Source organism: Rathayibacter sp. VKM Ac-2929 (genome assembly GCF_022815495.1).
Classification (GTDB): domain Bacteria; phylum Actinomycetota; class Actinomycetes; order Actinomycetales; family Microbacteriaceae; genus Rathayibacter; species Rathayibacter festucae.
Genome location: NZ_JALGRV010000005.1, coordinates 435,746 through 450,505, shown reverse-complemented (window position 1 = coordinate 450,505; position 14,760 = coordinate 435,746). Strand labels below are relative to the sequence as shown.

Below are 14,760 nucleotides of genomic sequence, written 5' to 3'. Positions count from 1 at the left end.
GACCTAGATGCTCTCGTCGTCGTAGCTGTAGAAGTGGGCGCCGTCGAACCCGGGGACCGAGTCCTTCAGCGACAGGCCCAGCTCAGTCAGCTTCTCCTTGACCTCATCCACCGACTTCTGACCGAAGTTGCGGATGTTCATGAGCTGCGTCTCCGAGAGGGCGACGAGCTCATTGACGTTGTTGATGCCCTCGCGCTTGAGGCAGTTGTAGCTGCGCACCGAGAGGTCGAGGTCCTCGATGGGCATGGACAGCTCGGTCGAGAGGACGGCGTCGACCGGCGCGGGGCCGATCTCGATGCCCTCGGCCGCGTTGTTCAGCTCGCGGGCGAGTCCGAACAGCTCGGTCAGCGTGCGACCGGCCGACGCGATGGCGTCGCGCGGCGTGATCGCCGGCTTCGACTCGACGTCGACGACGAGGCGGTCGAAGTCGGTGCGCTCGCCGGCACGGGTGGCCTCGACGCGGTAGGTGACCTTGAGCACGGGCGAGTAGATCGAGTCGACCGGGATCTGGCCGGCCTCGGAGAACTCGCTGCGGTTCTGGGTCGCCGACACGTAGCCGCGGCCGCGCTCGATGGTGAGCTCGAGCTCGAACTTCGCCTTGTCGTTCAGGGTCGCGATGACGAGGTCCGGGTTGTGGATCTCGACACCGGCCGGAGCCGAGATGTCGGCGGCGGTGACCTGGCCGGCGCCCTGCTTGCGCAGGTAGGCGGTGATCGGCTCGTCGTGCTCGGAGGAGACGACGAGTCCCTTGATGTTCAGGATGATCTCGGTGACGTCCTCGCGGACGCCCGGGACGGTCGTGAACTCGTGCAGGACTCCGTCGATCCGGATGCTGGTGACAGCGGCGCCGGGGATGGAGGACAGCAGGGTGCGACGCAGCGAGTTGCCGAGCGTGTAGCCGAAGCCGGGCTCGAGGGGCTCGATGACGAAGCGGGAACGGAACTCCGAGATGTTCTCCTCGGTGAGCGTCGGACGCTGTGCGATAAGCACTGTTGATTCCTTTCGATCACGTGTCCGCTATATGACACGTGCGTTTGCGAGTCTGAAGTTGTGAAAGAAATGCGCGATCCGCCGGCCGGCCTCACGTCGCGCTGGAGAGCGCTTCGTTCGGCCGGCCGACGGCTGCGAGTGCTGCGTTAGACGCGACGGCGCTTCGGCGGGCGGCAGCCGTTGTGCGCCTGCGGGGTGACGTCGTTGATCGAGCCGACCTCGAGGCCTGCGGCCTGGAGCGAGCGGATCGCGGTCTCGCGACCCGAGCCCGGGCCCTTCACGAAGACGTCGACCTTCTTCATGCCGTGCTCCTGCGCCTGACGCGCGGCCGACTCGGCAGCGAGCTGGGCGGCGAACGGCGTCGACTTGCGCGAGCCCTTGAAGCCGACTCCACCGGACGAGGCCCAGCTGATGACGGCCCCGGCGGGGTCGGTGATCGACACGATGGTGTTGTTGAACGTCGACTTGATGTGGGCCTGGCCCACAGCGATGTTCTTCTTCTCCTTGCGGCGCGGCTTGCGCGCGGCCGACTTGGGGGTAGCCACTTGTTATCTCCTCTAGGTCCGTGTCGCCCGCGTTACTTGCGGCCGGCCTTCTTCTTGCCGGCGACGGTGCGCTTCGGGCCCTTGCGGGTGCGAGCGTTCGTCTTGGTGCGCTGTCCACGGACCGGGAGGCCGCGACGGTGGCGGATGCCCTCGTAGGACCCGATCTCGACCTTGCGGCGGATGTCGGCGGCGACCTCGCGGCGGAGGTCTCCCTCCACCTTGTAGTTGCCCTCGATGTAGTCGCGGAGCGCGACGAGCTGGTCGTCGGTGAGGTCCTTGACGCGGATGTTGCCGTCGATCCCCGTGTCGCTCAGCGTCTTCAGCGCGCTCGTGCGGCCGACTCCGTAGATGTAGGTCAGTGCGACCTCCACGCGCTTCTCGCGCGGGATGTCTACTCCTGCCAGACGTGCCATGGTGGCTTCTCCTGTGAGTGAGTGGAGGTGTGAAGCAACGTCGGTGCCTCGGCCTCCGACCGAAGGTGTCCTCGCCGTTCACTCCGGGAGACCCGGGGTGCTGCGCGATTTCTGACGTTGCGGGGTGGTGTGTTGCCGTGCTGCTGGGCGGTTTCCCGCCCGCGCTCCTCGCAGGAGCGCCGGGAGTCCCGGAGGACTAGCCCTGGCGCTGCTTGTGGCGGGGGTTGCTGCTGCAGATGACCATCACGTTGCCGTGGCGGCGGATGATCTTGCAGTGGTCGCAGATGCGCTTGACGCTGGGGTTGACCTTCATTGTTCTGTTCCTTGTTTTCGCTGGCGTCGTGCTCCCGGCGGATGCCGGGGCCGTTCCTTACAGGACACGCACGTCGCGAACTGAGCGGAGCGAACGTCTACTTGTAGCGGTAGACGATCCGGCCGCGGGTCAGGTCGTAGGGGCTGAGCTCCACGATCACGCGGTCCTCGGGGAGGATGCGGATGTAGTGCTGACGCATCTTGCCCGAGATGTGGGCGAGAACCTTGTGTCCGTTGGTGAGCTCCACGCGGAACATCGCGTTGGGGAGCGCCTCGACAACCGCACCTTCGATTTCGATGACACCGTCTTTTTTGGCCATAGCCTCACTGTCGTTCGGAAGTAGTGTGTGTACTGGTCGTGCGAATGCTTCCGCGACGATCCTCCCCCCGGGCGGAGCCCGGGAAGCGGTGCGCGGGCGTGCCGGAGCACGCGCAAACACCAAGGGTCGATACTACGCGAATCCCCGCTTCTCCGCCAGCCCGGGCGTGTCGCCTCAGGGCGGGGGCGGGCACTCACCGCGGACGGCGGTGTGCGCGCCGCGGAGCGCGAGCACGACGGCCGCCGCCTAGGCTCTCCCTCGTCGAAGGGACCGCGGATGGCGCGCACGGAGAAGACGACGGACGGCACGGCGAGGAGCCGGCGGAGCTGGTACTCGCACCCCCTGGTGACCGTGCTCGTCGCGATCGTCGTCATCGCCCTCGTGCAGACGTTCTTCGTGAAGGTGTACACCGTGCCGACCGGCTCGATGGAGAACACGCTGCAGGGCGGCGGCTTCTTCGGCGACCGCATCCTGGTCGACCGCACCGCGGCGCTCCACGGCGAGCCGGAGTCGGAGCAGATCGTCGTCTTCTCGCGCGACGCGCGCTGGGGTGCGACCGACGCGGTCGGGAACCCGCTCTCCGAGGCGGTCAAGTACTTCGGCGACGTCACGAGCATCGGCCCGTCGCACGAGGAGTTCCTCGTGAAGCGCGTGATCGCGACCGCCGGCCAGACGGTCTCCTGCTGCGACGCCGAGGGGCACGTGCTCGTGGACGGGCAGCCGCTCGCGGGCGACTACGTCTTCGAGGACTTCCCGTTCACCCCCGGCACCCAGGACTGCGACTCGCAGCCCGCCTCCACCCGCTGCTTCCAGGAGTACACGGTGCCGGAGGACACGCTCTTCGTCCTCGGTGACCACCGCTCGAACTCCAACGACTCGCTCGGCGACTGCCGCGGGGCGCCGGGCCCGATCGACTCCTGCGTGAAGACGGTGCCGATCGAGCGCGTGGTCGGGCGCGTCTTCGCCGTGGCCTGGCCGCTGACCCGCTGGCGCCTCTTCTAGCCCGGGTCGCCCCCGGAACCGCGAAGGGGCGGGGCCGGATGCCGGAGCACCCGATCCCGCCCCTCCGGACGCCGCCTCGCGAGATCAGCCGCGGACGACCGCGACGACCCGCGCGAACAGCGGGTGGTCCGCGCCGAGGCCGGTCACCTCGGCGACGAACTCCTCCGGCGACAGCGCCGCCAGCTTCTCCTTCAGCTCGACGCTCTGCGGGTCCTCCGGCACGTCGAAGCGGAGGGCCGCGCCGATCGCCGTCAGCAGTCCGGTCGGCACGTGCCCGCGCTCGGCGAGCTCGGCCGCCGGGCCGATGAAGCGCTCGTGCCGCGAGAGCTTGCGCAGCGGCTGGCGCCCGACCCGGTCCACCGTGTCGGTGAGACCCGGGTTCGCGAAGCGCTTCAGCGTCTTCTGGAGGTAGGCCTCCTGCTCCTCGTCGCTGAAGCCGTGCTTCTCGACGATCAGCGTCTTGGTGTCCTCGAGCGCGGCCTTCACCGCGTCGTGCACCTCGGGCAGCGCGAGCGCGTCCGACAGCTTGTGCGCGCCGGCCGCGAAGCCGACGTACGCCGCGGTGGCGTGCCCGGTGTTCACCGTGAAGAGCTTGCGCTCGATGAACGGCTCGAGATCGTCCACCCAGGTGGCGCCGGGGATCTCGGGCTCGGAGCCCTCGAACGGCGTGCGGTCGACGACCCACTCGAAGAAGCTCTCGACCGTGACGTCGAGACCCTGGCCGGCCGCCTGGTTCGGCACGATGCGGTCGACCGCGGTGTCCGCGAAGACCGCGCGGGAGCGCAGGCGCTCCCACTCGTCCGCACCGAGGCTCGCGGCGACCTCGGTCTGCAGCAGCCGGGTCGCGTTGATCGCGTTCTCGCAGGCCATCACGGCGAGGCGGGGCGCGGAGTCCGCGCGGGCGGCGAGGCCCTTCGCGATCACCGGGGCGACGAAGCGCAGGATGTTCGGACCCACCGCGGTGGTGACGAGGTCGGCGGCGGCGATCTCGCGGACGAGGGCCTCCTCGTCGCTCGCCGAGTTGATCGCGCGGAAGCCGTCGACGACGTGCGTCGCGGACGACTCCCCCACCTCGTGCACCTCGTAGCTGTCGGCGGCGGCGAGCTGATCGATCAGTGCCGCGTTGACGTCGGCGAAGACGAGCTCGTAGCCGGCACCGTGCAGGATCAGCCCGACGAAGCCGCGGCCGATGTTGCCGGCGCCGAAGTGGACGGCGGTGGGCATCAGGAGTTGACCTCGCCCAGCAGCGCGTAGAGCGACTGCGCGTCCGGGGCGTCGAGGAGCTTCTGCACCTCGTCCTCCTCGGAGAAGATGATCGCGATCTTCGAGAGGATCTCGAGGTGCTCGTTGTTGACGCCGGCGATGCCGACGACGAAGCGGACCTCGTTGCCGTCCCAGTCGATCGGCTGCGCGTAGCGGACGAAGGACAGCGCCGAGGAGCGGATCTCGTCCTTCGCGTCGTTCGTGCCGTGCGGGATGGCGAGCAGGTTGCCCATGTAGGTGGAGACGGTCGCCTCGCGGGCGAGCATCGCCTCGTGGTAGGCGGGCGTGACGGCGCCGACGCCGACCAGCATGTCGGCGGCCTCCTTGATGGCGGTCTCCTTCGACGTGGCGGTGCCGGAGGCGTTGATCTGTCCGATGGTGAGCACATCGCTCATGGCGTGCGTCCTTTCCGTGGGTGGTGAACGAATGAGGGAACCCGCAGGGGCGAGCGGAGCGTCTCCGCCACGTCGCACCCTACGGGCTCCCTCAGGGGTGTTCCCGACTACTTGCCGTGCTGCTCCGCGACGAGCGAGACGACCTCGTCGTACTTGGGGCTGTTCATGAAGTTGTCGACGGAGACGTGGATCGCGCCCGGCGTGCGCTGACGCGCCCGCTCGGTCAGCTCGGCCTGGGTGATGACCAGGTCGACGTCGTCCTCGAGAGCCGCGATCGCCTTGTTGGTGACCGTGACGTCCTCGAAGCCCGCCTTCTTCATCTTGTTGCGCAGGACGGAGGCGCCCATGGCGGACGATCCCATCCCGGCGTCGCAGGCGAAGACGATGTTGCGCACCTGCGTGGCGGTGGCGGTCGCCGAGGCGCCGTCCTGGTTGGACGCGCCGCTCGCGTTGAGGAGCGAGCCGACGGCGCTCTCCTTGCCCTTGTTCGACGAGTTGGCGGCGACGGCGGCGGCGAGCTTGTCGTCACCGGCCTCCATGGCGTCGAGGTCGCGCTTGCGGCTGCCGCGGATGATGAACGACGCGACGACGAACGACACGGCCATCGAGAGCAGGACCGAGAGGATCACGCCGAGGTAGCTGTCACGCGAGGTCTGCAGGAGCACCGCGATGATCGATCCCGGGGACGCCGGGGCGACGAGGCCGGAGTCGAACGCGACGTTGGTCGCGACGCCCGTCATGCCGCCGAGGATGACGGCCGCGACGAGCGCGGGCTTCATCAGCACGTAGGGGAAGTAGATCTCGTGGATGCCGCCGACGAAGTGGATCAGCGCGGCGCCGGGGGCGGAGCCGCGGGCGATGCCCACTCCGAAGATCGCGAAGGCGAGCAGCACGCCCATGCCGGGGCCGGGGTTGGCCTCGAGCAGGAACAGATACGACTTGCCCTGGTCCTGCGCCATGACGGTGCCGAGCGGGGTGAGGACGCCCTGGTTGATGGCGTTGTTGAGGAACAGGATCTTGGCCGGCTCGATGAAGATCGAGGTCAGCGGCAGCAGGCCCGCGTTCACCAGGAGGTCGACGCCGTCGCCGAGGATCTTGGTGAGGAACGAGATGATCGGCGCGATGCCGAAGAACGCGCCCAGCGAGAGGAGCATGCCGAGGATTCCGGCGGAGAAGTTGTTGACCAGCATCTCGAAGCCGGGCTTGATCTTGCCGTCCCAGATCGAGTCGACCTTCTTCATCAGCCACGCGGCGAGCGGGCCGATGATCATGGCGCCGAGGAACATCGGGATGGTGGCGCCGACGATGACGCCCATGGTGGCGATCGAGGCGACCACGCCACCGCGCTGGCCGTAGACCATGCGGCCACCGGTGTTCGCGATGAGCAGCGGGAGCAGGTAGGTGATCATCGGGGCGACGAGACCGATGTACTGCTGGAAGGTCGCGCCGTCCTCACCGGCGGCGAGCTGGGTGCGGGCACCCTCCCAGCCGATCTGGGCCGCGTCTCCGAAGCCGCCGAGGATGCCGTTGGGCAGCCAGCCCGCGGCGATGAAGAGCGAGGTGATGAGACCCCACGCGATGAAGGCCGCGATGTTCGGCATGACCATCCCCGAGAGGAAGGTGCCGAATCGCTGGACGTGGACGCGCGTACCTCCGCGCGTCGACGTCGCTGACGTCGTTGTCATGTGGTGTGTTCTCCGATTCTGAGGGTGGGAGATCCGGTCGCTCCTGAGGCGGGCCGGGCTCCCGCGGGGCGGGACGAGACGGGGTGGTGCAGGGGTGGTGCGGGATGGTGCGGTGGTGCGGGGTGGTGCTGCGGAGGATCGCGCGGATGCGGGCCGCGCGATCCCCGGGATCAGGAGGCGGCGATCGCCTCGGTGACGGCGGACCGGGCGTCCGCCGCGCTGTCGGCCGCGAGGGCGAGCTCGGCGTAGCGCCTCGCGTCCTCGAGGGTGTGCTCGGCCAGCTCGGCGCGGACGTCGGCGAGAGCCGACGGCGACATCGAGAGGGTCGTCGCGCCGAGGCCCACGAGGACCACGGCGAGCAGCGGATCCGCGGCGGCCTCGCCGCAGATGCCGACGGGCTTGCCCAGTGCGGCGCCCGCGCGGCCGACCTCGCCGACGAGGCGGAGGACGGCGGGGTGCCACGGGTCCTGGAAGGCGGACACGGTGCCGAGCATCCGGTCCGCCGCCAGGGTGTACTGGGTCAGGTCGTTGGTGCCGATGGAGGCGAAGTCGGCGACTCCGAGGATCCGGTCGGCGAGCAGGGCGGAGGAGGGGACCTCCACCATCACGCCGGCGGTGCGGATCCCGAGCTCCTTGGCCATGGAGGTGAAGTAGCGGGTCTCGTCGACCGTCGCGACCATCGGCGCCATGACCCAGAGGTCGGCGTCGGTCGCGGCGTCGGCCTGGGCGAGCGCGGTGAGCTGGTCGCGGAGGATCTGCTCGCTCGCTCGCAGGGCGCGGAGGCCGCGGAGACCGAGCGCCGGGTTCTCCTCGTGGTTGTCGTTGAGGAAGGCGAGCGGCTTGTCGGCGCCGGCGTCGAGCGCGCGCACCACGACCTTGCGGCCGGGGAAGGCGGCGAGGAGGCGGGTGTACTGCTCGGCCTGCTCGGCGACGGTCGGGGCCTCCTTCGCGTCGAGGAAGAGGAACTCGGTGCGGAACAGGCCCACGCCCTCCGCGCCGAGCTCGACGGCGTTCTCGGCGCCGTCGGCCGAGCCGAGGTTCGCCAGCAGCGGCACGGCGTGACCGTCCGCGAGTGCGCCGGGGACGACGGGGGCGGCGAGCATCTCGGCGCGCTCCGCGATCGAGGACTTCGCGTCGCCGATCTCGACGTCGGACGGGTTCACCGTCACGACACCGGAGGAGGCGTCGAGGATGACGAGCTGGCCGTCGCGCAGGTCGAGTGCGCCGGTGGTGCCGACGATGGCGGTGATCGACTTCTCGCGGGCGAGGATCGCCGTGTGCGAGGTCGGGCCGCCGTCGCTCGTGATCAGGCCGAGGACCTTCTCGAGGTCGAGCAGCGCGGTGTCGGCCGGCGCGAGGTCGCGGGCGACGAGCACGAACGGCTCGTCCGACTCCGGGACGCCGGGCGCCGGGACGCCGCGCAGGTGGGCGACGACCCGCTGCGAGACGTCGTCGAGGTCGGTCGCGCGCTCGGCCATGTAGCCGCCCATCGCGACCAGCAGGTCGCGGAAGCCGGCGAACGCCTCGTGCACCGCGCGCTCGGCGGTCTTGCCGGTCGCGAGCCGCGCCTTGACGTCGTCCGCGAGCGAGGGGTCCTCCGCCATCAGCGCCTGCGCGTCGAGGACGTCCTTCGCCGAGCCGCCGGCGCGCTCACCGCGGTGGCGGATGGTCGCGGCGGTCGCCGACAGCGAGGCGACCGCGCGCTCCTCCTCCTGCGCGACGGAGCGGGTGCTGGCAGTGTCCTCGGGCTCGGGGAGCGGGTCGGGCATGCGCAGCACCGGCCCGAGGGCCAGGCCGCGGCCGACTCCGGTGCCCTGGAGCTTCGCGGAGGCGTAGGCGGTGGAAGGAGTGGACAGCGTCATGGGTTCCCGGTTCCTGTCGTGCGTCTCGTCGGTGAGAGGGCGGTGGGGGTCGAGGGGGTGGAAGTCAGGAGGAGCTGATGCGACCCATTGAGGGTCGCCGTCACGACTCGCGGTCTTCCGCGGCTGCCGGCGCCGTGTGCGCCGGGGCTGCCGCCTTTCGTGACGCTATGCGTCACGCATCGTGATCGGTGGAGAGGAAGTCGCTGAGCTCGTCGAGGACGGTCTGCTCGTTGTCGCCCTCGACCGAGAGGGTCAGCGAGTCGCCGTGCTCGATGCCGAGCGAGATGATGCCGAGGATCGAGGCCGCGTTCACCGCGGTGCCCTCGCCCTTCTTCACCAGGACCTTCTGACCCGACTTCGCCGCAGCCTGGCTGAAGAGCGAGGCGGGGCGGGCGTGGAGGCCCTTCGACGATGCAACCTGCACGGTGCGCTCGACCATGAACGTTTCTCCTTGATCCTGCAGTCGGAACTGCGTCAGTGGTTCCCGGCGCCGGGCGCGAGGCCCGGGGCGGGAGGTGAGGCGTCCCCGTCCGATCCTGCGACGACCGCGCGAGCGGCGAAGAGGACGGGAAGGGTGTCGAGCACGGCATCGGCACCGTGCGCCCCGAAGACGTCGTGCGGGAGGAGTGCTGCCGCGGCGCCGACGTGCACCGCGCGCTGGCGGAGCTCGTCGAACTGCGGCTCGAGGTGCGGTCCGACCAGGAGGACGTCCGCCTGGGGCAGAGCGTCCGCGAGACCGGGAAGGGTCTCGGATCGGAACACGGCATCGATGCCGCGCTGCTTCGCGCCCGCTCGCAGCCGGTGGGCCAGGAACGTGCTCGACGCGCCTGCACCGCAGACGATCAGGATCGTGCGCACCTCGTTCGCCTCCTCGCGTCCGGGTCTTGCCTCATCCAAGCATCTCGGGGGCCGCGCGTCCGCCCCCCGCAGACAATCTTCCTCGGGGGCGGAAGAGCGCTCCCGGCGGCTTCGGCGCGGGTCCGACCCCGCCGACCCGGAGATGGTTGACTGGAAGACCGATGCCTGACAACCGCGAACGACTGCTGGAGTACCTCTCCCGCGCCGACGGCTGGGTGACCGCGCACGAGCTGGCCGACCGGCTCGGAGTCACCACCCGGAGCGTCCGCAGCTACGTGACGGCGGTGAAGGCCCAGGCGGCCCCGCTCGAGCCCGTGGAGTCGTCGGCGAACGGCTACCGGCTCGCCCGCGACGCGTACACGGCCTTCCTCGAGACGCGGCTGCTCCGCGACGACGAGCCGGACACCCCGCGCGACCGGCTGTACAGCATCGTCCGGCGCCTGGTCGACTCCGACGAGGGACTCGACCTCGCGGCACTGGCGGACACGCTCTCCGTCAGCGAGTCGACGATCGACGCCGATCTGCGCCGGGTGAAGGCGCTGGCGGACGAGTCCGGCCTTGCCCTCGTGCGCCGCGGCCCTTCCGTTCGTCTCGAGGGCAGCGAGGAGGCCCGGCGCCGGCTGATCTCGCGGATGTTCCGCGACGAGAGCGCGCAGGGCGTCTTCACACTCGACGACGTGCAGCGCGAGTTCGCCTCCCCCGGTCTCGGCGCGTTCAAGACCGAGCTGCTGGCCGAGCTCGAGACCCGCGGCTACTACATCAACGACTACGGCGTGAACAGCGTGCTGCTGCACATCGCGATCGCCGTCGACCGCGTCTCGCGGGGCATCGGCGACCCGTCCGGCTCGCGCCCCTCCCCCGCGGTGCACGGCGAGCTCGCCGCCCTGCTCGCCGAGCTCGTCGAGCGCCACTTCGCCACGCGGCTCACCGACGCCGAGCTCGCCCAGCTGGCGATCCTGATGACGACGCGGGTGGCGACGCCGGGGCAGAACGAGCCCGTCGCCGCCGTCGTCGAGAACTACCTCGATCCGGAGGACGTCGCCGTCGTCCGCGAGCTCGTCGCCGATGTGAACGAGGCCTATCTCGTCGACCTGGACGACGAGGGCTTCATCGTCCGCCTCGCACTGCATGTGCGGAACCTCGTCGCGCGGGCGGCCGAGGGCGGCTACTCGCGGAACCCGCTCACCCGCTCGATCAAGACCAGCTTCCCGATGACCTACGAGATCGCGGTGTTCCTCGCGAGCGGACTGCAGCGACTGCGCGGGATCACCGTCAACGAGGACGAGATCGCCTACATCGCCCTGCACGTCGGCTCCTTCCTCGAGCGGGTGTCCCGGCGCGAGGAGCGGCTCTCCTGCGTCATCGTCTGCCCCAACTACTACGACCTCGCGCACATGCTGCGGCTGCGGGTCGAGCGCTCGCTCGGCACCGAGGTGGAGGTCCGCTCGCTGATCACCAGGAGCGACGTCGACTGGGACCGCCTCACCGCGGATCTGGTGATCACCACGATCGACGAGCGGCCCGCCTCCGAGGACGTCGTCGTGGTGCAGCCGTTCCTCACCGACCACGACGTGGACGCCGTGCGCCGCGCGATCGCCCGGGTGCGCCGGCACCGCCGCCGCGCGCGGATCAAGGACGAGCTGCTGCAGTTCTTCGACGAGTCGCTCTTCTTCCGGAACGTGCACGCCCGCGACGAAGCCGCGATGATCCGGCTGCTCGGCGAGCGGATGATCGCCGGCGGCATCATCGACGAGGACTACGTCGACGGCGCGATCGAGCGCGAGCGGATGAGCTCCACCGCGTTCACCGACAACCTCGCCGTCCCGCACGCGATGGCGATGAGCGCGCGTCGGACCGCGATCGCCATCGTCGTCAACGACGTGCCGATGGCGTGGGGCGAGCAGCGGGTGAACGTGATCGCGATGATCGCCTTCGCCTCGGCCGGGCGCAGCAGCTTCCAGTCGGTGTTCGACCAGTTCGTCGAGGTCTTCGCCGACCGCGCGGAGGTGCAGCGCCTGATCCGCCGCTCCGCGGACTTCGGCGGCTTCATCGAGGAGCTGGTCAGGGTGATCGACAGCTAGCTGTCGGTCGCCCTGACCAGCTCCTCCAAGGCGGCCAGCCGGGCGGTCCAGTGGACCGCCCTCACCGCGGAAGACTCGACAACGCGACGGCGACCCTCAATGGGTCGCATCACCGCGACGAAGTCCTCCCCTACGCGATCGGCGTCGGCACGATCCCGTACTGCGCGAGGCCGGCGGCGCCGCCGTCGGCGAGCGTCGTCACCCAGATGCCGTCGCGGTGCACCGCGACCGAGTGCTCCCAGTGCGCCGACATGCTGCCGTCGATGGTGGCGACGGTCCACTCGTCCTCGCGGACGACCGTCTCCGCGCTGCCCGCGGTGACCATCGGCTCGATGGCGACGACGAGACCGGGCTTCACCTCCGGGCCGCGCTGGCGGACCCGGTAGTTGAACACCGGCGGCGCCTCGTGCATCGTCCGGCCGATGCCGTGGCCGATGTAGTCGGTGAGGATGCCGTAGACGGCGCCGGAGGCCTCCGCCTCGTCCTCGATGTACTCCTCGATCGCCGCGCCCACCTCGTTGAGGTGCCGGGCGGACGCCAGAGCTGCGATGCCGCGCCAGAGCGAGCCCTCGGTGACGCGGGACAGCGCCTCGCGGCGCGCGACCTCGTCGGGGCGCTCGGCATCGGGCAGGACGATCGTCATGGCGGAATCGCCGTTCCAGCCGTCGATCTCGGCGCCGCTGTCGATGGAGACGATGTCGCCGGGCTCGAGGACGCGGCCGCCGGGGATCCCGTGCACGACCTCCTCGTTCACCGAGGCGCAGATCGTGTGCCGGTAGCCCGGCACGAGCTGGAAGTTCGAGTGCCCGCCGAGCGCGACGATCGCGGCCTCGGCGATCGCGTCGAGCTCGAGCGTGCTGACGCCGGGTCGCACGGCGGCACGGACAGCGTCCAGAGATGCGGCGGTCGCCAGCCCGGGCGCGATCATCGATCGCAGCTGGGCCGGCGTCTTGTAGAGGGAGGAGCGCAGCGCCACGGGTCAGGCGGCCGGCGAGTCGCCGACGAGGCGACCGACGCGGTGGCCCTCGAGGGCGACGACGATGCGCTCGGTGACCTCGTCGACCGGGCCGAGGCCGTCGACGACGATGACGAGCCCGCGCGCGGCGTAGATGTCGATCAGCGGCGCGGTCTGCTCCTCGTAGAGGGCGAGACGGTGCCGGATGACCTCCTCGGTGTCGTCGCTGCGGCCCTGCTCCGCGGAGCGCTTGAGCAGACGTGCGACGACCTCGTCGGGATCGGCGGTCAGCTGCACGACCGCGTCGAGCCGGTTGCCGTCCGCCGCGACGATGCGGTCGAGCTCGTCGACCTGCTCCGTGGTGCGCGGGTAGCCGTCGAGGAGGAAGCCCGTCGAGACGTCGGCCTCCTGCAGCCGGTCATGCACGATGGCGTTGGTCAGCTCGTCGGGCACGTAGCGGCCGGCGTCGAGGTAGGACTTGGCCTGCAGGCCGAGCTCGGTCTCGTTGGCGACGTTGGCGCGGAAGATGTCTCCGGTCGAGATCGCGGGGACCTTCAGGACCTCGCTGAGCCGAGCGGCCTGAGTCCCCTTGCCGGCGCCCGGAGGGCCGATCAGCAGCAGACGGAAGCCGACCGGGGTCGAGGTCATCGGAGGAGCCCTTCGTAGTGGCGCTGCTGCAGCTGGGAGTCGATCTGCTTCACCGTCTCGAGTCCGACTCCGACGATGATCAGGATGGACGTGCCGCCGAACGGGAAGTTCTGGTTGGCGCCGACGAGCGCGAGCGCCACGAGGGGCACGAGCGCGATCAGACCGAGGTAGACCGAGCCGGGCAGCGTCACCCGGGTCAGCACGTAGTTCAGGTACTCGGCGGTCGGACGGCCGGCGCGGATGCCGGGGATGAAGCCGCCGTAGCGCTTCATGTTGTCGGCGACCTCGTCCGGGTTGAAGGTGATCGCGACGTAGAAGTAGGTGAAGCCGACGATCAGCAGGAAGTACAGCGCCATGTAGAGCGGGTGATCGCCCTTGGTGAGGTAGTTCGTGATCCAGGTCACCCAGAACGGCGCCTCCTGGCCGGCCGCGGGCTGGTTGAACTGCGCGATGAGCGCGGGCAGGTACAGCAGCGACGAGGCGAAGATGACGGGCACGACGCCGGCCATGTTGACCTTGATCGGGATGTACGTGTTGTTGCCGCCGTACGTTCTGCGCCCGACCATCCGCTTGGCGTACTGCACGGGGATCCGCCGCTGCGACTGCTCGACGAAGACGACCGCGACGACGAGCACGAGCCCGACCGCGAGGACGAGGAGGAAGGTCTCGAAGCCGCGCGACTGCGCGATCGACCAGAGAGAGGTGGGGAACTGGGCGGCGATCGAGGTGAAGATCAGGAGCGACATGCCGTTGCCGATGCCGCGCTCGGTGATGAGCTCGCCCATCCACATGATGATGCCGGTGCCCGCGGTCATGGTGATGACCATGAGCAGGATGGAGTACCACTCGTCGGTGATGATGAGCGCCGAGCACTCCGGGACACCGGAGTTGCCGAACAGCGCGCCCGAGCGGGCGACGGTGATGAGGGTGGTCGACTGCAGGACGCCCAGCGCGATCGTGAGATAGCGGGTGTACTGCGTCAGACGGCCCTGGCCCGACTGGCCCTCCTTGTAGAGGGTCTCGAAGTGCGGGATGACCACGCGCAGGAGCTGCACGATGATCGACGCCGTGATGTACGGCATGATGCCGAGCGCGAAGATCGACAGCTGGAGCAGGGCTCCACCGCTGAAGAGGTTCACGAGCTCGTAGAGACCCGAGGTGCCCTGGTTGCCGGCGAGGCAGGCCTGGACGGCCTCGAAGTCGACGAACGGAGCGGGGATGAAGGATCCCAGCCGGAAGATCGCCACGATCGCGAGAGTGAAGCCGATCTTGCGGCGGAGGTCGGGGGTGCGGAAGATCCGCGCTACGGCGCCAAACATCTACCTAGGGTCTCCTGCTCAGTTCTTGGTGCGGGATACAGGTCGAGCTTGCCACGCGCTCTCCAGGGGCGAGGTGCCCGTGGGGAGTCGTCGTGGCAAGCCCGACCGACAA

General features: G+C 69.7%; 16 protein-coding genes. 2 read left to right on the top strand and 14 right to left on the bottom strand.

Annotated features, from left to right (window positions below; all coding sequences use genetic code 11):
* Positions 1-3: 3 nt before the first annotated feature.
* The 5 genes from MT355_RS17975 to infA all read right to left on the bottom strand — a co-directional run bounded on the left by MT355_RS17975 (position 4) and on the right by infA (position 2,580).
* A complete protein-coding gene (locus tag MT355_RS17975; protein ID WP_123445069.1) occupies positions 4-990 on the bottom strand; it encodes a DNA-directed RNA polymerase subunit alpha in 987 nt (328 codons plus the stop codon).
* A 146-nt stretch (positions 991-1,136) separates the two neighbouring features.
* Positions 1,137-1,535, bottom strand: coding sequence for a 30S ribosomal protein S11 (gene rpsK, locus MT355_RS17970; protein WP_056037257.1), 399 nt, complete (start codon positions 1,533-1,535; stop codon positions 1,137-1,139).
* Positions 1,536-1,567: 32 nt separating this feature from the next.
* Positions 1,568-1,948, bottom strand: coding sequence for a 30S ribosomal protein S13 (gene rpsM / locus MT355_RS17965; protein ID WP_056037260.1), 381 nt, complete (start codon positions 1,946-1,948; stop codon positions 1,568-1,570).
* Positions 1,949-2,144: 196 nt separating this feature from the next.
* Positions 2,145-2,261, bottom strand: a complete 117-nt coding sequence (rpmJ, locus tag MT355_RS17960; RefSeq protein WP_055787164.1) for a 50S ribosomal protein L36 — start codon at positions 2,259-2,261, stop codon at positions 2,145-2,147.
* A gap of 97 nt (positions 2,262-2,358) precedes the next feature.
* Positions 2,359-2,580 carry a translation initiation factor IF-1 gene (infA, locus tag MT355_RS17955; RefSeq protein ID WP_022883252.1) on the bottom strand — a complete coding sequence of 74 codons (222 nt, stop codon included), beginning with the start codon at positions 2,578-2,580 and terminating at the stop codon, positions 2,359-2,361.
* A gap of 276 nt (positions 2,581-2,856) precedes the next feature.
* On the opposite strand from infA, the gene lepB reads away from it, so the two are divergent.
* A complete protein-coding gene (gene lepB, locus MT355_RS17950) occupies positions 2,857-3,582 on the top strand; it encodes a signal peptidase I (protein ID WP_243582566.1) in 726 nt (241 codons plus the stop codon).
* A gap of 84 nt (positions 3,583-3,666) precedes the next feature.
* Here the strand turns inward: lepB and MT355_RS17945 are convergent, their stop codons facing one another.
* The 6 genes from MT355_RS17945 to MT355_RS17920 all read right to left on the bottom strand — a co-directional run bounded on the left by MT355_RS17945 (position 3,667) and on the right by MT355_RS17920 (position 9,645).
* The gene (locus MT355_RS17945; RefSeq protein ID WP_243600558.1) at positions 3,667-4,806 is read right to left on the bottom strand and encodes a mannitol-1-phosphate 5-dehydrogenase; all 1,140 of its coding nucleotides are present in this window, start codon (positions 4,804-4,806) and stop codon (positions 3,667-3,669) included.
* Positions 4,806-5,240 carry a PTS sugar transporter subunit IIA gene (locus tag MT355_RS17940; protein ID WP_123445065.1) on the bottom strand — a complete coding sequence of 145 codons (435 nt, stop codon included), beginning with the start codon at positions 5,238-5,240 and terminating at the stop codon, positions 4,806-4,808. Before MT355_RS17940 ends, MT355_RS17945 begins: the two co-directional genes overlap by 1 nt.
* 107 nt (positions 5,241-5,347) lie before the next feature.
* The gene (locus MT355_RS17935; RefSeq protein ID WP_123735034.1) at positions 5,348-6,925 is read right to left on the bottom strand and encodes a PTS mannitol transporter subunit IICB; all 1,578 of its coding nucleotides are present in this window, start codon (positions 6,923-6,925) and stop codon (positions 5,348-5,350) included.
* 170 nt (positions 6,926-7,095) lie between these two features.
* Positions 7,096-8,694 (bottom strand): phosphoenolpyruvate--protein phosphotransferase, encoded by a 1,599-nt coding sequence (gene ptsP, locus MT355_RS17930; protein WP_243582597.1) that lies wholly within the window; start codon positions 8,692-8,694, stop codon positions 7,096-7,098.
* Positions 8,695-8,959: 265 nt separating this feature from the next.
* Positions 8,960-9,226: an HPr family phosphocarrier protein gene (locus tag MT355_RS17925; RefSeq protein ID WP_243600557.1), complete on the bottom strand. Its 267-nt coding sequence runs from the start codon at positions 9,224-9,226 to the stop codon at positions 8,960-8,962.
* A gap of 35 nt (positions 9,227-9,261) precedes the next feature.
* Complete coding sequence (locus MT355_RS17920; RefSeq protein ID WP_165909035.1) at positions 9,262-9,645, bottom strand: PTS sugar transporter subunit IIB; 384 nt, start codon at positions 9,643-9,645, stop codon at positions 9,262-9,264.
* A gap of 161 nt (positions 9,646-9,806) precedes the next feature.
* On the opposite strand from MT355_RS17920, the gene MT355_RS17915 reads away from it, so the two are divergent.
* Entirely contained in the window at positions 9,807-11,726 is a 1,920-nt protein-coding gene (locus MT355_RS17915; RefSeq protein WP_123735031.1) for a BglG family transcription antiterminator, read from the top strand.
* A 130-nt stretch (positions 11,727-11,856) separates the two neighbouring features.
* Here MT355_RS17915 and map read toward each other — a convergent pair whose 3' ends face one another.
* Genes map through secY form a run of 3 tightly spaced genes read right to left on the bottom strand, consistent with a single transcriptional unit; the run spans position 11,857 to position 14,648 of the window.
* Positions 11,857-12,702 (bottom strand): type I methionyl aminopeptidase, encoded by an 846-nt coding sequence (gene map, locus MT355_RS17910; RefSeq protein WP_123735030.1) that lies wholly within the window; start codon positions 12,700-12,702, stop codon positions 11,857-11,859.
* Positions 12,703-12,705: 3 nt separating this feature from the next.
* Complete coding sequence (locus MT355_RS17905; RefSeq protein ID WP_123445057.1) at positions 12,706-13,329, bottom strand: adenylate kinase; 624 nt, start codon at positions 13,327-13,329, stop codon at positions 12,706-12,708.
* Entirely contained in the window at positions 13,326-14,648 is a 1,323-nt protein-coding gene (gene secY, locus MT355_RS17900; protein WP_123445056.1) for a preprotein translocase subunit SecY, read from the bottom strand. The genes MT355_RS17905 and secY overlap by 4 nt, the downstream gene beginning before the upstream one ends.
* Positions 14,649-14,760: the final 112 nt, after the last annotated feature.